This is a genomic window from Paracoccus denitrificans (genome assembly GCF_900100045.1).
In the GTDB taxonomy this organism is placed as follows: domain Bacteria; phylum Pseudomonadota; class Alphaproteobacteria; order Rhodobacterales; family Rhodobacteraceae; genus Paracoccus; species Paracoccus denitrificans.
The window spans coordinates 220595-237919 of record NZ_FNEA01000003.1 but is presented as its reverse complement, the minus strand read 5'-3'; the positions used below and the strand labels follow the sequence as shown (position 1 = coordinate 237919).

Genomic DNA, 17325 nt, shown 5'->3' with positions numbered 1-17325 from the left:
TCCGCCAGGCGCATGGGCGAAGCCCTCTTGCATCCCCGGGTGGGTAATATAATAACATAACAAAATCTCCGAGGATAACGCTCATGCTCTGCAAACTGCTCGCTTCCGCGGCTTTGGCCGCGGCCCTGTCTTCTGCTGCCTTGGCCAATGACGGCGTGCTGGATGTCGTCGCCCCGTTCGAGATCAAGGGCGCCGATCCGGTCACTTCCGGCAACATCTTCATCAAGATGGACGTGGCCGAGACGCTGGTGAACGTCGATGCGGCAGGCCGCCTGACGCCGGGGCTGGCGACTGCCTGGCGGGTCTCGGATGACGGGCTGGAATGGCGTTTCCACCTGCGCGAGGGCGTGCGGTTCCATGATGGCAGTCCCTTTACCGCCGAGGCGGCCGCGAATGCGCTGAACATCGCGCGCGCCAAGCCGGGCCTGCTGGAGACCGCGCCGATCACCGAAATCGTCGGCGAGGGAGGCGATCTGCTGGTGCGGCTTTCGGAACCCTTCGCGCCGATGCCGGCCTTTCTCTCGGAATACCGCTCGCTGATCTACGCGCCTGCGGCCTATGCGAAGGACGGCAGCGTGGCCGAGGTGATCGGGACCGGCGCCTATCGGGTCACAAAGCTGGAAGCGCCGCTGCGGCTGGAGGCCGAGGCCTTTGCCGGCTATTGGGGCGACGCCCCCGCCATCGGCCGGGCGACCTATCAGGCGGTGGGCCGGGCCGAGACGCGGGCGCTGCTGGCCGAAAGCGGCGATGCGGACTATGTCTTCAACCTCGACCCGGCCTCGACCACCCGGCTGGCCTCGGTCGACAGCGTCGAGGTGCTGACCGTATCGGTGCCCCGCACCCTGCTTTTGAAGGTCAATGCCGGTCATCCGGCGCTCTCGGACCCGCGCGCGCGACAGGCGCTTGGGCTGGCCATCGACCGCGAGGGGCTGGCCGAGGCCGTGCTGCGCTTCCCGGCGGGCGGAACGCAGCTTTTCCCGCCCTCGCTGTCGGAATGGCATGATGACGAACTGGAGCCGCTGACCCATGACCCCGAAAAAGCGCGCGCGATGCTGGCCGAACTGGGCTGGGCGGCCGGGGCGGATGGCATCCTGACCCGAGACGGGCAGCGATTCAGCCTGACGCTGACCACCTTCCCCGACCGGCCGGAACTGCCGCTCTCGGCCGCCGTGCTGCAACAGATGTTCGCCGATATCGGCGTGGAGATGATGATCGATTCGACCAATTCCTCGGAGATTCCCGTGCGCCATGCGGATGGCACGCTGGATCTGGCGCTGTTCAACCGCAATTTCGCGCTGGTCCCCGATCCGGTCGGCACGTTGCTGACCGACTATGCACCGACCGGCGACTGGGGCGCGATGAACTGGGACAATGCCGAATTCACCGGACTGGTCCGGGGACTGGCGCGGGGCGAAGGCGGGCACGGTGAACGGGACCGCGCCATCGCCATCCTGCAAGAGGAGCTGCCGGTGATCCCCATCGCCTGGTATCAGCAGTTCGCGGCCGTCTCGACGGGCATCACCGGCGCGGTGATCGACCCCTATGAGCGCAGCATCGGGCTGAAGGAAATCCGGTGGGCGGAATGATCCGGGCGCTTGGCTATCGCGCGTTGCAGGCCGTGCTGGTCGCGGTCCTGGTCGGCGTGCTGACCTTCCTGATGATGCAGGCGCTGCCGGGCGACATGGCTTTTCGCATCGCCGCGGGGCGCTATGGCTACGACGCGGTGAACGTGGCGGCGGCGGAGGCCGTGCGACAGGAGCTTGGCCTGGACCGCCCCGCCATCGCGGCCTTCGGCGTCTGGGTCATGGACCTGTTGCGGCTGGATTTCGGCACCTCGGTGATCTCCGGCGCGTCGGTGATCGACGAGATCAGGCACCAGCTTGGCGCCAGCCTGCAACTCGCAGGCGCGGCGCTGGCATTGTCGCTGCTGATCGGCCCGCCGGTGGGCGTGCTGGCGGGGCTGCGCGCGGGCGGCTGGCTGGACCGGGGGCTGCTGGTGGTCTCGACCGCCCTGCGATCCGTGCCGCAATTCCTGATGGGGCTGATCCTGATCGTGCTGGTTTCGATCCATCTGGGCTGGCTGCCGGCGGCGGGCTATGGCAAGCCCGCGCATTTCATCCTGCCCGCGCTGACCCTGGCGCTTGGCCTTGGCGCCGTATCCGCGCGCATCGCGCGCGACGCGATGGCGGGGGTTGCCGCCAGCCCCTTTTATGCATTCGGGCGCTGGAAGGGGCTGAGCGAGGGGCAGTTGTTCCGCCGCCATGGGCTGCGCAACATCGGCGTGGCGCTGGTGACCTTCCTCGGGCTGCAATTCGCCATGCTGGTCGAGGGCGTGGTGGTGATCGAGTCGATCTTCGGCTGGCCGGGCATCGGCCATGCGTTGGTCCATGCCATCTTCGGCCGCGATGTGCCGATGGTGCAGGGCACGGCGCTGCTGTTGGGGCTGGGCTTCGTGGTGCTGAATGCGCTGGTCGATCTGGCGGCGCATTGGATCGACCCCCGCGGAGGGGTGCAGGCATGAGCGCGACCACGACAGATATTCCCGTCGTCGCGAAAACCGGCTGGACCCGGACGCAATGGGCCGGTGCGGCCATCCTTGTCGCCATCATCGGCTTTGCCGTGCTTGCGCCGCTCTTGTTTCCGGCCGACCCGCTGCGCCAGAGCCTGCGCAACATCCTTGGCGGCGCGGATGCCGTCTCGCCGCTGGGCTACGACCACCTGGGACGGTCGCTGACGGCGCGGCTGGCCGCAGCGCTGCGGCTGTCGCTGCTGATTGCTGCGGCTGCGGTGGCGGCCTCGGCCGTGCTGGGCGTGGCCGTGGGGGTGCTGGCGGCGTGGCGCGGCGGATGGATCGACCGTGCGGCGGCACTGGTCGCCGACAGCTTCCTTGCCCTGCCGGGGCTGCTGATGGTGCTGATCGTCTCGGCCATCGTGCCCAACACGCCGACGGCCTTCTGGATCGGGCTGACGCTGGTCCTGTGGATCGAGTATTTCCGCCTGACCCGCGCCACGGTCAGCCGGCTGGTCGCGGCGCCCGGCGTGCAGGCCTCGCGCCTGTTGGGCTTCGGGCCGGTCTATGTCTTTCGCCGCCATCTCTGGCCGGAACTCGCGCCGATGCTGCTGACGGTGGCGGCCTTTGGTGCGGCGACGGCGATCATGATGATCGCGGCGCTTGGCTTCGTCAGCGTGGGGATGCGCCCGCCGACGCCCGAACTGGGCCTGATGATGATCGAGATGCTGCCCTATTACCGCGAGGCGCCGATGGCGTTGCTGACCCCGGTGCTTGCCACCTTCCTGACCCTGCTGGGCCTGAACCTGATCGCCGGAGGCCGCCGCGCATGACCATTCTGCTGAACGCCGAGAACGTCTCGGTCCATGCCGGGGCTTCGCCGCTGGTCGAACCCGTGTCGCTTTCCTTGCGGGCGGGGCGTCCCTTCACCATCCTGGGCGAGACCGGATCGGGCAAAAGCCTGCTCGCGCAGGCGATCATCGGCACCTTGCCTGCGGGCTTGCGCGCCGAGGGCCGCGTCACGCTGGAGGGTCATGCGCTGGACCTGTCGCAGCCGGGCCGGCACAGGTCGCTGTGGGGCCGGGTCGTCGGCGTGCTGCCGCAAGAGCCGTGGCTGTCGCTCGACCCGCTGATGAAGGCCCGCGCGCAGGTGGCCGAGGGCCATGCGCTGGTGCGCGGCCTGTCCTGGGCCGAGGCCGGGCGCGCCGCGGATCGCGACCTTGCGGCGCTGGGACTGGAGGGGGCGGGGGATCGCCGCCCCGACCAGCTTTCGGGCGGCATGGCGCAGCGGGTGGCCTTTGCCGCCGCCCGCACCGGCGGCGCGCGGATCGTGGTCGCGGACGAACCGACCAAGGGCCTGGACGTGGCACGGCGCGACGATGTGATCGCGTTGCTGATGCGAGAGGTGCAGGAAGGCGGGGCGCTTCTGACCATCACCCACGATCTGGCGCTGGCCCGGCGGATGGCGGGCGACCTGGCGGTGGTGCTGAGGGGCAGGGTGATCGAGCAGGGTCCGGCCGACCAGGTGCTGTCGAACCCGCAGCACGACTACACCCGCCGCCTGATCGCCGCCGATCCGGAAAGCTGGCCCGAGGGCTGCCCCCGGACCGCGCAGGGCGAGCCGGTCTTGCAGGCCGGCGGCATCGGCATTTCGCGCGGCGGCAGGATGCTGTTCCAGGGGCTGGACCTGACCCTGCACCCCGGCGAGATCCTCGGCGTGACGGGTCCCAGCGGCTGCGGCAAATCGACCCTGGGCGATGTGTTGCTGGGTCTGGCGCGGCCGGAACAGGGGCAGGTCCGCCGGGCGCCGGGCATCGCGCCCGTCCGCTTTCAGAAGCTCTACCAGGATCCGCCGAGCGCCTTTCCCCGCCATGTCTGCCTGGGTCGGGCGCTGGAGGATCTGGTCCGGCTGCACAAGCTGGACGCCGCCCGCATCCCGGCGCTGATGGAGCGGCTGCGCCTTGCGCCCGCGCTGCTGTCACGCCGCCCGACCGAGGTCTCGGGGGGCGAGCTGCAACGGCTGGCGCTCTTGCGCGTGCTGCTGCTCGATCCGGTGTTCCTGTTCGCCGATGAGCCGACCTCGCGGCTGGACCTGATCACCCAGGCCGAGGTGACGCAGCTTCTGGCCGAGACCGCCCGCGAGACCGGCATGGCGCTGCTGATCGTCAGCCATGACGCGGAACTGATCCGCAAGACGGCGGACCGGGCGCTCGAACTGGGTGGTGGCGGGCAGACGGATGCGGATGTCCTGCGGCTTGCCTCCTGAACAAGCGCCATGGGGCAGGGGGGCGTAACGGTTCCGCCGCTCGCGCCCCTTCTTTGCGGCTTTCGGTCTGACGTGGATCTCCGGCCGGTGGCCCACGATCCCGAAACCGTGCTCGCTGGCGATCCTTTCCTGCAGTTGCTCGATCTCGTCGCAACGGAACTCGATCACCTCATCCGTCTCGACATTGATGAAATGGTCGTGATGTTCGGAACCGCTGGTTTCGTGGCGCGCCCTGCCGTCGGCGAAGCTGTGGCGCTCGATCAGCCCACAGCGTTCAAGTGTGTTGATCGTGCGACAGACCGTGGCGATGGAGATCCCCGGCGCGACCCTGCTCACCCGCCGATGAAGCTCTTTGGCGTCGGGATGATCCGCAATTTTACCGACGATGCGCATGACATCGCCGCCGAATGGGGCCATGCCTTCGCGCTGCGGCTGCTCGATCATGCGCGGGGGCGCACTACCGCCTTCCAGGAACAGACCGGGCATCTCTACAATCTGGAGGCGACGCCGGCAGAGGGAACCACCTATCGCTTTGCCAAGGAGGACCGGAAGCGTTTCCCCGGCATCCTCCAGGCCGGCACCGAACACGAGCCCTATTACACCAACTCCAGCCAGCTTCCGGTCGGGTTTACCGGCGACCCGTTCGAGGCCCTGGAACGGCAGGAGGCGCTGCAGCACAAAATATACCGGCGGCACGGTGCTGCATCTCTACATGGGCACACAGCTGTCCTCGGCCGGGTTCTGTCGCAACACCGGCGCGCGCCGGAGCCGACCCGTTCACCTGCGGGACTGAAGGTCCGGCCCCTGCCGGTTGGCCGGCATGTCGCCGCGAAACCGGTGGCGAGTAAACCGGCGGAGCGATGGGCGCTTGCGCCCCGCCGGTCGTCGGGCGGGACCGCCCCGCCCGATGCGTCAGCCCTGCGGGGGCAGCACGCTGCGGGCGATGGATCGGTCCAGCGCCTCGAAGGCATTGAGCCCGATCAACTCGTAAAGCTGGGCGCGGGTCTGCATCTCGGGCAGCATGGCGGTGGTGGCGCCGTCGCGTGCCAGCGCCGCGTAAAGCCGCTCCTGCGCCTTGTTCGCGACCCTCAGCGACGAGACCGGCCAGATCACCATGTCATAGCCCAGTTCCTGGAACTCCTCGGCCGTCAGCGCCGGAGTGCGGCCGAACTCGGTCATGTTGGCCAGAAGCTTCACCCCCGGCAGGCGGGCGCGGACCTCGCGGAACATCTCGACCGAGGTCAGCGCCTCGGGAAAGATCGCGTCCGCCCCGGCCTCGGTATAGAGCTTGGCGCGGGCGACGGCGCCCTCGATGCCCTCGGCCGCGGCCGCATCGGTGCGGGCGATGACGACAAGGTGCCGCCGTGCACGCGCCGCCGCTGCCACCTTGGCCGCCATGTCGCCGGCCGAGGCCAGTTTCTTGTCGTTCAGGTGGCCGCATTTCTTGGGCAGCAACTGGTCCTCCAGATGCACGGCACCCGCGCCGGCATCCTCGAACGTGCGGACCATGTGCATGACGTTCAGTGCCTCGCCATAGCCCGTGTCGCCGTCCACCAGCAGCGGCAACCCACTGGCCCGCGCGATCTGGCGGATGAAGAAGGCGACCTCGTCCACGGTGATGATGCCCAGGTCGGGCAGGCCCATCGAGGCGGTCATGGCCGCGCCCGACAGGTAAAGCGCCTGAAACCCGGCCGCGCGGGCCTGCAAGGCGGCCATGCCGTTATGGGCGCCGGGCAGGCGCAGGATGCCGGGGCGGGCCAGGGCTGCGCGGAACCGCGCGCCGGCGGGGGCCTCGGGCAGGTCGGAGCCGATCAGATAGGGCATCATTCGGCCTCCAGCGACAACAGCCCGCCGCGCTGGTCGATGGGCAGGAAGCGGCGGTTTTCCGGGCCGATGTAATGGGCCGAGGGGCGGATGATCTTGTTGTCCTGGCGCTGTTCGACCACATGCGCGCCCCAGCCGGCGGTGCGGGCGATGACGAAGATGGGCGTGAACATCGCGGTCGGCACGCCGAGCAGGTGATAGGAGACCGCCGAATACCAGTCGAGGTTCGGGAACATGCCCTTGGCATCCAGCATGACGTCCTCGATCCGCTCGGCGATGCGGAACATGCGCAGCGCGCCCTTGTCCTCGGAAAGCCGGCGCGCGACGCGCTTTATCACCACGTTGCGCGGGTCCGAGACGGTATAGACCGGATGGCCGAAGCCGATGACGACCTCGCGCGCCGCGATGCGGGCGCGGATATCGGCCTCGGCCTCGTCGGGCGTGGCATAGCGTTTCTGGATCTCGAAGGCGACCTCGTTGGCGCCGCCATGCCTGGGTCCGCGCAGCGCGCCGATGGCCCCGGCGATGGCGGAATAGACGTCGGCGCCGGTGCCGGCGATGGTGCGCGCGGTGAAGGTCGAGGCGTTGAACTCATGCTCGGCATAGAGGATCAGCGTGGTGTGCATGGCGCGGATCTCGGCCTCGGTCGCGGGCTGGCCGTGCAACAGGTGCAGGAAATGCCCGGCAACGCTGTCGTCCTCGGTCTCGACCTTGATGCGGCGGCCGTGCTGGGCATGGTGATACCAGTAAAGCAGCATCGAGCCCTGCGCGGCGATCAGCCGGTCGGCGATGTCGCGGGCGCCGGGGATGTTGTGGTCATGCGCCTCGGGCAGCACGCAGCCCATGGCCGAGACGCCCGAGCGCAGCACGTCCATCGGATGCGCGGCGGCGGGTATCGCCTCCAGTGTCTGGCGCACCGCCAGCGGCAGGCCGCGCAAGGACCGCAGCCTGGCCTTGTAGGCGGCCAGTTCCGGGGCCGAGGGCAGGGTGCCGTGGATCAGCAGATGCGCAACCTCTTCGAACTCGCAGGCCTCGGCGATGTCGAGAATGTCGAAGCCGCGATAATGCAGGTCATTGCCGCTTTGGCCGACGCTGCACAGCGCCGTGTTGCCGGCGACGACCCCCGAAAGGGCCACCGACTTCTTGGGTTTCCTGGCGGAACCGCTCATTATGATCTCCTCATTTCCAGTCGAAGATGCCATGGAGGACCGGGCCGCCCAGGCGCGTGGGCGAGACGGTGAAGTTCAGCTCGCCCAGCCGCCCGGCGGGCAGGTCGGGCAGGCTTTGCACCGCGTCCAGGAAGCGGTGCTGCTCGGCGGTGGCGATGATGCCGTCCGAAAGCGTCAGGAACTTCTGGACATAGTTTTCCCGCATGAAGGGGCGGGCGCCGTCGGGATGGGCATCGGCCAGCGCCAGCTCGTCCTCGATGCGGGTGCCGTCCTTCAGCACCACCTCCACGCGACCGCCGAACGCCTTTTCGCGCGGGTCGCGGGCGTGATAGCGCCGCGTCCATTCCGGGTCCTCGGTGGTGGTGATCTTGTGCCACAGCGCCACGGTCTCGGGCCGGTTCGCGCGCTCGGGGGCATAGGAGCGTTCGTGATGCCAGCCGCCATCCTCCAGCGCCACGGCGAAGATATACATGATGGAATGGTCCAGCGTCTCGCGGCTGGCCTTGGGGTCCAGCTTCTGCGGGTCGTTCGCGCCGGTGCCGATGACATGATGCGTATGGTGGCTGGTGTGGATCACGATGCTGTCCACCCAGGACAGGTCGCCGATCCTCGGCCCCAGCCGGCGGGCGAGATCGATCAGCGCCTGGCTCTGGTATTCCGCCGAATGCTCCTTGGTATAGGTGTCGAGGATGGCGCGCTTGGCCTCGCCCTTGCCCGGCAGCGGCACCTGATAGCGGGCGTTCGGACCGCCGAGCAGCCAGGCGATGAAGCCGTCCTCGCCCTCCCATGCCGGGCTGGGGGCGCCTTCGCCGCGCATGACCCGGTCCACCGCCTCGATGGCCATCTTGCCGGCAAAGGCGGGGGCATAGGCCTTCCAGCTAGAAATCTCGCCCTTGCGGCTTTGCCGCGTGGTGGTGGTGACATGCAGCGCCTGCTGCACGGCCTGGTGGATCACCTCGGCGGGCAGGTTCAGCGCCGTGCCGATCCCGGCGGCGGCCGAGGGGCCCAGATGGGCGATATGGTCGATCTTGTGCTCGTGCAGGCAGATGCCGCGCACCAGGTTCACCTGGATCTCGTAGCCGGTGGCGATGCCGCGGACCAGGTCGCGCCCCGAGCGCAGGCAATGCTGCGCCACGGCCAGGATCGGCGGGATGTTGTCGCCCGGATGGCTGTAATCCGCGGCCAGGAAGGTGTCGTGGAAATCCAGTTCGCGCACCGCGGTGCCATTGGCCCAGGCCGCCCATTCCGGGCTGACGCGGGTGGCGTCAGTCATGCCGAAGACCGTGGCGCCGCATTGCAACGGATGGCACAGCGCCTGCGACAGGGCCTGCGCGCGGGCCGAGGCCACCGGGCGGCGGGCCAGCGACGCCGCCGCCACCGCCGCATTGTCGATGATGCGGTTGACGATCATCTCGGTCACTTCGGCCTCGACCTCGACCGGGTCGGCGGCGACCTCGGCGATCTTCCAGGCCAGCTGTTCCTGGCGCGGCAGATGTTCGGCGGATTTGTAGGTCCGCACCTCATGCGTGATCATTGTCTGTTCCTTCGTTGCAATTCTTCCGTGCGATGGGTTGCGGGCGACCGTCCGCATCCACCGCCACCATCTCGAACCGTCCGCGCAGCACCTCGCGCCGCAGCGCGCCGGTCAGTTCCCCGGCCTCGGCCGAGACCTCGACGGTCATCGAGCTGCGCCCGGTGCGGATGACGCGGGCCTGCAGCTCCAGCAGTTCGCCCACGCGCACCGGCGTCGCGAAATCGACCCGTTCCGAGCGCGCCATGACCACCGACATGCCCGCATGCCGGGCCGCCGCGACGAAAGCCGCCTTGGCCATCAGGGCCAGGGCATTGCCGCCGAACAGCGTGCCGTAATGGTTCGCCTGTTCGGGAAAGATCATCTCGACCATGCAGGTTGGGGCGGGCATCAACGCGACCTTCGCAAAATTGGCAAAGGCATCTATCCACAAAGCTCCATGTCCGTTAAACTCCTGAAAAGGCGTTGATCTGCGAAGATTGCGCCTGCAAATTGCGAAGGTTGCGAAGATGACGAAAAGCTTCATGGGCGTCCGCCTGCGCCGTTTGCGCGAGGAACGCGGCATGACCCAGGCGGCGCTGGCGCGCGCCCTGGGGATCTCGCCCAGCTATCTCAACCAGATCGAGCAGAACCAGCGCCCGCTGACCGTGCCGGTGCTGCTCAGGCTAAACGGCGCCTTCGGCCTCGACGTGCAGCTGTTCTCGGATGCCGAGGAGGCGCGGCTGATCACCGACCTGCGCGCGGCACTGGCCGATCAGGGCGCGCCTGCGGCGACGGCGGAACTGCGGGAACTGGCCTCGAACATGCCCGGCATCGCGCGGGCCATCGTCGCCATGCAGGCCCGGCTGCGCGAGACCGCCGAGCGCGCCGACCTGCTGGCCGGCCGGCTGACCGAACCGCAGGCCGCCGCCACCCCCGCGGCCTTCGAGGCGGTGCGCGACTGGTTCTATGACCGCCGCAACCATGTCCCGGAACTGGAGACCTCGGCCGAGGCCATCGGCTCGGCGCTGCCGCCGGGGCGCATGGCGGCGGGGCTGGTCGACCGGCTGGCCGGGCGTCACGGCATCCGCATCGCACTGGACGCGGACAGCCTGCGCCGTTTCGATTCCGGCGCACGCATCCTGCATCTCGCCCCCCATCTGAACGAGGGCCAGCAGGCCTTTCAGATCGCCACGCAATTGGCCTTTCTGGAACAGGGCGAGACCATCGCCCGGCTGTCGGACGATCCCGACCTGGCCTCCGACGCGCAGGCGCTGTTGCGGATCGGGCTGGCGAATTACTTTGCAGGCGCGCTGATCCTGCCCTATGGCGCCTTCCTGCAAGAGGCCGAGGCGGTGGCCTATGACATCGACCTGATCTCGCGCCGCTTCGGCGTGGGGTTCGAGACCGCCTGCCACCGCCTGTCCACCCTGCAGCGCCCCGAGGCGCGCGGCGTGCCGTTCTTCTTCATCCGCGTGGACCGGGCCGGGAACATCTCGAAGCGGCAATCGGCGACGGATTTCCACTTCTCGCGCATCGGCGGCTCCTGCCCGCTATGGAACGTCTACGAGGCGTTTTCCCGGCCCGGAGAGATCGTCCGCCAGATCGCCCAGATGCCGGACGGGCGCAGCTATCTGTGGATCGCGCGCGTGGTCAGCCATGGCCGGGGCGGGTTCGGGGCGCCGGTCAAGACCTTCGCGGTGGCGCTTGGCTGCGACCTCGCCCATGCCGACCGGCTGGTCTATGCGCGGGGCCTGGATCTGAAGAACCCCGAGCTTGCGACCAGGATCGGCCCCGGCTGCAAGGTCTGCGAGCGTCCCGCCTGCCCGCAGCGCGCCTTTCCCATGGTCGGCCGGCCGCTGGCCGTCAGCATCGCCGAGGCCCGCTTTGCCCCCTATTCGGCGGCCCCGGGCTGAGCCTGCGCCGTCAGGTCCAGGAAGCCGGCGATATAGTCGATGCCTTCTTCGCCGCGCCGGATGCCCAGATGGATCGACTTGGGCAACCCCTTCCCGATCCGCGCGGCACGGATCGGCAGGCCCGCCCGCTCTTCGCGCAAGAGCCAGTCGGGCACGGCGCTGACGCCTCGGCCGGCGGCGACCAGTTGCAGCATCATGTCCGTGGTCTCGACCGTTCGGTGACGGCGCGGCAGGCAATTGCCGGGCACCAGGAAGCGGGTGAAGATGTCCAGCCGCGCCGGTTCGACCGGATAGGTGATCAGCACCTCGCCGGCAAGGTCCGAGGGGATGGCGACCGCGCCGATGGGATGCCTCTCGGGCACCGCCAGCACCAGTTCGTAGTCGAAGACCGGGCGATAGCTGATGCCCGGCAGGTCCAGAATCTCGCCCACCCGGATCGGCGTAGTGAAATCGACCTGCTCGGACCGCGCCATGACCACCGATGTGCCCGCATGGCGGGTGGCGGCGACGAAGGCCGCCTTGGCCATCAGCGCCAACCCATTGCCGCCGAAAAGCGTGCCGTAATAGTTGGCATGTTCGGGAATGATCATTTCGACCATGCGGGTCTGCATCAGGGTGCCTCTGGCTTCGCAAGATTTGCAAAGCCATCTATTCACTGTGGCGAAATTCATTTAAACTACTGAAATAGCGTGATCTTGCGAAGGATTACGTAGCGAATTGCAAAGGTTGCAAAGATGAGCAAGGCATTCATGGGCGTCCGGCTGCGTCGGCTGCGCGAGGAACGCGGCATGACTCAGGCGGCGCTGGCCCGCGCGCTGGAGATCAGCCCAGCTATCTGAACCAGATCGAGCGGAACCAGCGCCCGCTGACGGTCCCGGTCCTGCTGCGGCTGAACGCGATCTTCGGACTGGACGTGCAGTTGTTCTCGGACAGTGACGAGGGGCGGCTGATCACCGATCTGCGCGCTGCGCTCGCCGATCAGGGCGCCGATGCCGGGCTGGCCGAGGTCAAGGAACTGGCCGCGAACATGCCCGGCGTCGCCCGCGCCATCGTCGACATGCAGCGCCGTCTACGCGAAACGGCGGAACGCGCCGATCTGCTGGCCGGCCGTGTCACCACCCCGGACGGCGCCGCCAGCCCCGCCGCATTCGAGGCCGTGCGCGACTGGTTCTATGAATGGCGCAACTATGTCCCGGAGCTGGACGAGGCCGCCGAAGCCATCGGCGGCGCCCTGCCACAGGGGCGGATGACGCCCGGCCTGATCGACCGGCTGGCGGGGCGGCACGGCATCCGCATCGCCACCGATCCGGACGGCGCGGCGTTGCGGCGCTATGATCCCGCGACGCGGATCCTGCGGTTGGCTGAGCATCTGAATGCCGGTCAGCAGGCGTTCCAGATCGCCACGCAACTGGCCTTTCTGGAGCAGGGCGAGGTGATCGACCGGCTGGCGGTCGGTGCGGGTGCGACCCCGGATGCGCAGGCCTGTTGCGGATCGGGCTGGCCAATTACTTCGCGGGCGCCCTGATCCTGCCCTATCGCGATTTCCTGCAGGCCGCCGAGAAGACCGGATATGACATCGACCTGATCGCCGCCCGTTTCGATGTGGGGTTTGAGACGATCTGCCACCGCCTCTCTACGCTGCAACGCCCCGAGGCGCGTGGCGTGCCGCTCTTCTTCATCCATGTGGATCGGGCGGGCAATATATCGAAACGGCAATCGGCAACGGATTTCCACTTCTCGCGCATCGGCGGGTCATGCCCGCTGTGGAACATCTACGAGGCTTTTGCACGGCCCGGTGAAATTCTGCGCCAGATCGCCCAGATGCCCGACGGTCGCAGCTATCTGTGGATCGCGCGGATGGTCAGCCACGGGCGCGGCGGCTTCGGCGCGCCGATCAAAAGCTTTGCCGTGGCGCTTGGCTGCGATCTGGCCCATGCCGAGCGGCTGGTCTATGCGCGCGGGCTGAACCTGAAAAATCCGGCGCAGGTCACGCCTATCGGCCCCGGCTGCAAGCTGTGCGAGCGGCGCGCCTGTCCGCAGCGTGCCTTTCCGATGGTCGGCCGTCCGCTCGCGGTCAACGCGGCCGAGGCGCGTTTCGCCCCCTATTCCAGCGGTGCCGACTGAAACCCCGCTCCGCACGGTGTCTCATAATGAACATGAAAATTTTGACAGTTCAGTTGCGTTGACACGGACGCGGTTCCAGCCGATTTTACCGTCAGATCAAGGTGCCGGGGAAATCTCCGGGTAAAAGGGAATTCGGTGAGGCTGTCGCCAAATCCGAAGCTGCCCCCGCAACTGTAGGCGGAGAGCCTGTCCGACATGCCACTGGCGCGGATTTCGCGCCGGGAAAGCTGGACCAGGTAAAGATCCGCAAGTCAGGAAACCTGCCTGGATCAATCACCTGTTCCGACCGCGGTGGGCGCGTCGGGAGCGGCCCATCCGCAAGGTGACATCGCCGCTTCGCGACATTTGTCGCGGGGAGCCATTTGGTTTTCACGGTCTGTTTCCTCAGGCCGCTCAGAAGGCATGCAGGATGAGAAAAGACCTCGCATATTCCATCAAGAGCATTCGTTTCGATGAAAGCTATCGCCCTTCGGACAGCACACGCGCCACGACCAACTTTGCCAATCTGGCCAGAGGAAGCCGGCGACGCGAGAATTTGCGCAACGCGTTCACGATGATCGACAATCGCTTCAACGCGCTGGCTCACTGGGACAATCCGAACAGTGATCGCTACTCTGTCGAACTCGACATTATCTCTGCGGAGATAGACATCAGTGACGGCAGTCACGTTGACGCTTTCCCGTTGATCGAGATACTAAAGCCGACCATTCTCGACCTGAAGACCGGGAAACGGCTCGCAGGCATCGCGGGGAACAACTTTTCATCCTATGTGCGGGATTACGATTTCAGCGTCGTGCTGCCGCAGCATAACGAGGGACAGCCCCATTTCAGCACACCGGACGATTTCGGCGATCTGCATGGAAATCTGTTCAAATGCTTCCTGAACTCGTCGGTCTACAAGGAGAACTTCGAAAAACCGCCAGTCATATGTCTGAGCGTTTCTAGCAGCCGGACATATCACAGGACCGAAAACGGGCATCCCGCATTGGGCGTTGAATACCGGCAGGACGAATTCTCCTCGACCGACCGGTATTTCGAGAAGATGGGGTTGCAGGTCCGCTATTTCATGCCCCCGAACAGCGTTGCGCCCTTGGCCTTCTATTTCACCGGCGATCTGCTCAACGATTACTCCTCCCTGGAACTCATAGGGACGATAAGCACGATGGAGACCTTTCAGCGCATCTACCGGCCCGAGATCTACAACGCCAACTCCCCCGCCGGGCAGTGTTACCGGCCCAGCCTGAAGCATGGCGACTATTCGTTGACCCAGATCGTCTATGATCGAGAGGAGCGTAGTCGGCTGGCCGTCGAGCAGGGAAAATTCGCCTATGAGAATTTCATAAAACCATACCGGGATATTCTCGAAAAATGGTCCGCTCAATACGCCACCTGAACATCCAGATATGCAAGGACGCCTCATCATGAATAAGCTTTTGCCCACCTCGACCGCAGGTAGTTTGCCTAAACCCTCCTGGCTCGCGCAGCCCGAGACCCTCTGGTCGCCATGGAAGCTGCAAGGAGATGAGTTGATCGAGGGAAAGCAGGATGCTCTACGCGTTGTTTTGAACGATCAGCGACAAGCGGGGATCGACATTGTCAGCGACGGCGAGCAGACTCGGCAGCATTTCGTCACCACATTTATCGAGAATCTCAGCGGCGTCGATTTCGATAAACGCGAGACTGTCAGGATCCGGGATCGTTATGATGCCAGCGTCCCGACGGTTGTTGGCACCGTGTCCCGCCAGCAGCCCGTTTTCGTAGAGGATGCGAAGTTTCTGCGTAGCCAGACCGAGCAACCCATTAAATGGGCCCTGCCGGGGCCCATGACTATGATCGATACGCTTTACGATACCCATTACAAAAGCCGTGAAAAGCTGGCCTGGGAATTCGCCAAGGCGCTCAACCAGGAGGCCAGGGAGTTGGAAGCCGCAGGCGTCGACATCATCCAGTTTGACGAGCCAGCCTTCAACGTCTTCTTCGACGAGGTCAACGATTGGGGCATCGCGGCCCTGGAAAAGGCGGCTGAGGGCCTGAGATGCGAAACCGCCGTCCATATCTGCTACGGCTATGGCATCAAGGCCAATACGGACTGGAAGAAAACCTTGGGTGACGAATGGCGGCAATATGAACAGGTCTTTCCCAAGCTTCAGAAGTCCAGCATCGGCATGATCTCGCTGGAATGTCAGCATTCTCGCGTGCCGATGGATCTGATCGAACTCCTCCGCGGCAAAAGGGTGATGGTGGGGGCCATCGACGTGGCGACCAATGCCATCGAAACACCCGAGGAGGTCGCCGACATTCTGCGCAAAGCACTTCAGTTCGTAGATGCCGACAAACTCTATCCCTGCACCAACTGTGGCATGGCCCCTTTGTCCCGCCAAGTGGCAAGAGGAAAGTTGGCTGCATTGAGCACGGGTGCCGACATCGTCCGAAACGAAATTCTGGCGGGTGGTATCTGATTGTTGAGTGCAGCACCTGTGCGGTGGGATGTGGGTAGGCCGTGATGGAAAGTGCTTTGCAACAGAACCGGATGACCCATGCCAAGAAGCTTTTGGCGTCGACATCCTTCGAAGTTACGCCCCGCAGCTGGAAGCTGTTCCTGTCCCGTAGTGCTGAGGGGGCAGGCCACATTCTTCCGGGGACAAAGGTCTTCATCGCACATATAGAAGGCGTCCCGATCAAAGAGATGGTCGAGACCGCACGTATGTTGCGCCTGGCAGGTGCCGATCCGGTGCCGCATATTCCCGCCCGGCTGGTTCCAGACAAGGGGGCTCTGCAGGATTGGCTTTCGGCATATCGAGGCGAGGCAGGTGTGACCCAGGCGCTGGTCATCGCGGGTTTGGTCAAGATGCCCGCAGGTGATTTCTCGTCATCAATGGACCTGGTTGCAACGGGCCTCTTTGATCGCAATGGCTTTACCGATCTGGCATTCGCGGGCCATCCAGAGGGGTGCCGCGATGTCGATCCCGACGGCGGATCCACACAGGCTGGAGCTGCCCTGCGTTGGAAACAGGCATTCCGCGACCGGACGGGGCTTGGGGGTATCGCTGATCACGCAGTTCGTTTTCGCCAGCGACCCCGTGCTCGACTGGGCCGCCCGGTTTCGCCGGTCAGAAATTGATCTTCCTATTACGGTCGGACTGGCGGTACCGACGAAACTGTCAGATCTGATCCGTTATGGCGTGAATTGTGGGGTGGGTGCGTCACTCACTGTCCTTCAGCGCCGGGCTCTGGAACTGCGCAAGCTTCTGCGTCCGGTCGAGCCTGACAGCCTGCTTCTGGAGATTGCCGACAAGACCAGCAAGGACGGCACGCCGCTGATTTCCGGTATACATTTCTTTCCTTTCGGCGGACTGCACGATTTTCTGGCGTGGCAGGACCGGGCGTTGCGTAACGGCATTCAGTCGGACTGATCGTTCTTTTTGCAATCGATGCCTGAAGCCAGCATAGTTTACATCACCTCACCCGAGCAGGTTGCGCAACAGGAATGCAGCATTGCCCGCCGGTGACCGCAGGGCGGGATCAATTCTGGCCTTCTCAATTCAGTCGTCATGCTAATCTCAACGTCCAGTGCCCAAGATACGCCTGCATAGCGGATATCTCACATTTTAGAAATGCGACTTCACCGATTTCCTTTTTGGATCGCATCGTTGACTGGCGAGCGGATGAAAATTCGCAACCAGTGTGAATCTTTCTGCCTGGTCGCATTACTCCTGGGAGGTGCATTTCAACCATTTATAGGGTCGACGACCTTTCGCTTTGAATCCTGATCAGATCGTTTACAGAAAACATCGGATAACTGTAGTTTCGCCCATAGCGACTGGCCACCTCGTATCCACTGGGCTTGATTTCCCCGCAGTGGCGCAACCGGCGGAGTTCCTTCTTGTCTACACCTAGGAATTGTGCGGCTTCCTTGAACGAAAGTGGGCGAAACGCCCTCTTTGCAAGCCTGCGCTCCAACTGCGCGAGACTCGAGGAATTGATTGGTCCCTGCACCGCGATTCCGA

17 protein-coding genes, 2 pseudogenes and 1 riboswitch are annotated in these 17325 nt (G+C 65.5%); of the genes and pseudogenes, 13 read left to right on the top strand and 6 right to left on the bottom strand.

From position 1 onward, the window contains the following. The first annotated feature begins 83 nt into the window (after positions 1–83). Genes BLT64_RS03615 through BLT64_RS03600 form a run of 4 tightly spaced genes read left to right on the top strand, consistent with a single transcriptional unit; the run spans position 84 to position 4775 of the window. Positions 84–1586, top strand: coding sequence for an ABC transporter substrate-binding protein (locus BLT64_RS03615; protein WP_011747664.1), 1503 nt, complete (start codon positions 84–86; stop codon positions 1584–1586). Continuing rightward, on the top strand, positions 1583–2521 hold the full coding sequence (locus BLT64_RS03610) for an ABC transporter permease (RefSeq protein WP_011747665.1): 939 nt from the start codon (positions 1583–1585) through the stop codon (positions 2519–2521). Before BLT64_RS03615 ends, BLT64_RS03610 begins: the two co-directional genes overlap by 4 nt. After that, the gene (locus BLT64_RS03605; protein ID WP_011747666.1) at positions 2518–3342 is read left to right on the top strand and encodes an ABC transporter permease; all 825 of its coding nucleotides are present in this window, start codon (positions 2518–2520) and stop codon (positions 3340–3342) included. The genes BLT64_RS03610 and BLT64_RS03605 overlap by 4 nt, the downstream gene beginning before the upstream one ends. Further along, positions 3339–4775: an ABC transporter ATP-binding protein gene (locus BLT64_RS03600; RefSeq protein ID WP_011747667.1), complete on the top strand. Its 1437-nt coding sequence runs from the start codon at positions 3339–3341 to the stop codon at positions 4773–4775. The genes BLT64_RS03605 and BLT64_RS03600 overlap by 4 nt, the downstream gene beginning before the upstream one ends. A 138-nt stretch (positions 4776–4913) precedes the next feature. Here the strand turns inward: BLT64_RS03600 and BLT64_RS03595 are convergent. Then, positions 4914–5168, bottom strand: a pseudogene (locus tag BLT64_RS03595) (Fur family transcriptional regulator); the annotation flags it as partial. On the opposite strand from BLT64_RS03595, the pseudogene nrdD reads away from it, so the two are divergent. Further along, positions 5118–5396: pseudogene (nrdD, locus tag BLT64_RS03590) on the top strand (anaerobic ribonucleoside-triphosphate reductase); the annotation flags it as partial. The pseudogenes BLT64_RS03595 and nrdD sit on opposite strands and share 51 nt — an antisense overlap. Positions 5397–5687: 291 nt before the next feature. Here the strand turns inward: nrdD and prpB are convergent. The 4 genes from prpB to BLT64_RS03570 are packed head-to-tail and all read right to left on the bottom strand — an operon-like array spanning position 5688 to position 9690. After that, entirely contained in the window at positions 5688–6599 is a 912-nt protein-coding gene (gene prpB / locus BLT64_RS03585; protein WP_041530157.1) for a methylisocitrate lyase, read from the bottom strand. After that, the gene (gene prpC, locus BLT64_RS03580; protein ID WP_011747669.1) at positions 6599–7768 is read right to left on the bottom strand and encodes a bifunctional 2-methylcitrate synthase/citrate synthase; all 1170 of its coding nucleotides are present in this window, start codon (positions 7766–7768) and stop codon (positions 6599–6601) included. The genes prpB and prpC overlap by 1 nt, the downstream gene beginning before the upstream one ends. Positions 7769–7778: 10 nt before the next feature. After that, entirely contained in the window at positions 7779–9302 is a 1524-nt protein-coding gene (locus BLT64_RS03575) for an MmgE/PrpD family protein (RefSeq protein WP_011747670.1), read from the bottom strand. After that, the gene (locus BLT64_RS03570; RefSeq protein WP_011747671.1) at positions 9289–9690 is read right to left on the bottom strand and encodes an acyl-CoA thioesterase; all 402 of its coding nucleotides are present in this window, start codon (positions 9688–9690) and stop codon (positions 9289–9291) included. The genes BLT64_RS03575 and BLT64_RS03570 overlap by 14 nt, the downstream gene beginning before the upstream one ends. Positions 9691–9808: 118 nt before the next feature. Here BLT64_RS03570 and BLT64_RS03565 point away from each other — a divergent pair, with 118 nt between their 5' ends. After that, positions 9809–11194 (top strand): short-chain fatty acyl-CoA regulator family protein, encoded by a 1386-nt coding sequence (locus BLT64_RS03565; RefSeq protein ID WP_011747672.1) that lies wholly within the window; start codon positions 9809–9811, stop codon positions 11192–11194. Here BLT64_RS03565 and BLT64_RS03560 read toward each other — a convergent pair. Further along, a complete protein-coding gene (locus tag BLT64_RS03560) occupies positions 11173–11793 on the bottom strand; it encodes a LysR substrate-binding domain-containing protein (protein WP_157137428.1) in 621 nt (206 codons plus the stop codon). The genes BLT64_RS03565 and BLT64_RS03560 overlap by 22 nt on opposite strands. Positions 11794–11928: 135 nt before the next feature. Between BLT64_RS03560 and BLT64_RS27265 the strand changes: the two genes are divergently transcribed. The 7 genes from BLT64_RS27265 to BLT64_RS25960 all read left to right on the top strand — a co-directional run bounded on the left by BLT64_RS27265 (position 11929) and on the right by BLT64_RS25960 (position 16731). Then, positions 11929–12033 (top strand): helix-turn-helix domain-containing protein, encoded by a 105-nt coding sequence (locus BLT64_RS27265; protein WP_232290507.1) that lies wholly within the window; start codon positions 11929–11931, stop codon positions 12031–12033. 80 nt (positions 12034–12113) lie between these two features. Beyond that, a complete protein-coding gene (locus tag BLT64_RS27260) occupies positions 12114–12719 on the top strand; it encodes an ImmA/IrrE family metallo-endopeptidase (RefSeq protein ID WP_232290508.1) in 606 nt (201 codons plus the stop codon). Then, positions 12680–13318, top strand: a complete 639-nt coding sequence (locus tag BLT64_RS27255) for a helix-turn-helix domain-containing protein (RefSeq protein ID WP_232290509.1) — start codon at positions 12680–12682, stop codon at positions 13316–13318. The genes BLT64_RS27260 and BLT64_RS27255 overlap by 40 nt, the downstream gene beginning before the upstream one ends. Before the next feature lie 82 nt (positions 13319–13400). Then, positions 13401–13600: riboswitch (cobalamin riboswitch) on the top strand. A gap of 127 nt (positions 13601–13727) precedes the next feature. Beyond that, positions 13728–14711 (top strand): DUF1852 domain-containing protein, encoded by a 984-nt coding sequence (locus BLT64_RS03550; protein ID WP_011747674.1) that lies wholly within the window; start codon positions 13728–13730, stop codon positions 14709–14711. 28 nt (positions 14712–14739) lie between these two features. After that, positions 14740–15777: a methionine synthase gene (locus BLT64_RS03545; protein ID WP_011747675.1), complete on the top strand. Its 1038-nt coding sequence runs from the start codon at positions 14740–14742 to the stop codon at positions 15775–15777. Positions 15778–15821: 44 nt separating this feature from the next. Further along, positions 15822–16439: a methylenetetrahydrofolate reductase gene (locus BLT64_RS26230; protein ID WP_128492935.1), complete on the top strand. Its 618-nt coding sequence runs from the start codon at positions 15822–15824 to the stop codon at positions 16437–16439. Continuing rightward, on the top strand, positions 16399–16731 hold the full coding sequence (locus BLT64_RS25960) for a methylenetetrahydrofolate reductase (protein WP_157137429.1): 333 nt from the start codon (positions 16399–16401) through the stop codon (positions 16729–16731). The genes BLT64_RS26230 and BLT64_RS25960 overlap by 41 nt, the downstream gene beginning before the upstream one ends. Positions 16732–17325 lie beyond the last annotated feature (594 nt).

Bases quoted from the DNA above. Each gene is read 5' to 3' on its own strand.
- BLT64_RS03605 (WP_011747666.1), top strand. From the start codon at position 2,518: ATGAGCGCGACCACGACAGATATTCCCGTCGTCGCGAAAACCGGCTGG.
- BLT64_RS03565 (WP_011747672.1), top strand. From the start codon at position 9,809: ATGACGAAAAGCTTCATGGGCGTCCGCCTGCGCCGTTTGCGCGAGGAA.
- BLT64_RS03615 (WP_011747664.1), top strand. From the start codon at position 84: ATGCTCTGCAAACTGCTCGCTTCCGCGGCTTTGGCCGCGGCCCTGTCT.
- BLT64_RS27265 (WP_232290507.1), top strand. From the start codon at position 11,929: ATGAGCAAGGCATTCATGGGCGTCCGGCTGCGTCGGCTGCGCGAGGAA.
- BLT64_RS26230 (WP_128492935.1), top strand. From the start codon at position 15,822: ATGGAAAGTGCTTTGCAACAGAACCGGATGACCCATGCCAAGAAGCTT.
- prpB (WP_041530157.1), bottom strand. From the start codon at position 6,599: ATGCCCTATCTGATCGGCTCCGACCTGCCCGAGGCCCCCGCCGGCGCG.
- BLT64_RS03610 (WP_011747665.1), top strand. From the start codon at position 1,583: ATGATCCGGGCGCTTGGCTATCGCGCGTTGCAGGCCGTGCTGGTCGCG.
- BLT64_RS03570 (WP_011747671.1), bottom strand. From the start codon at position 9,690: ATGCCCGCCCCAACCTGCATGGTCGAGATGATCTTTCCCGAACAGGCG.
- BLT64_RS03550 (WP_011747674.1), top strand. From the start codon at position 13,728: ATGAGAAAAGACCTCGCATATTCCATCAAGAGCATTCGTTTCGATGAA.
- BLT64_RS03560 (WP_157137428.1), bottom strand. From the start codon at position 11,793: ATGGTCGAAATGATCATTCCCGAACATGCCAACTATTACGGCACGCTT.
- BLT64_RS03600 (WP_011747667.1), top strand. From the start codon at position 3,339: ATGACCATTCTGCTGAACGCCGAGAACGTCTCGGTCCATGCCGGGGCT.
- BLT64_RS03545 (WP_011747675.1), top strand. From the start codon at position 14,740: ATGAATAAGCTTTTGCCCACCTCGACCGCAGGTAGTTTGCCTAAACCC.
- BLT64_RS03575 (WP_011747670.1), bottom strand. From the start codon at position 9,302: ATGATCACGCATGAGGTGCGGACCTACAAATCCGCCGAACATCTGCCG.
- prpC (WP_011747669.1), bottom strand. From the start codon at position 7,768: ATGAGCGGTTCCGCCAGGAAACCCAAGAAGTCGGTGGCCCTTTCGGGG.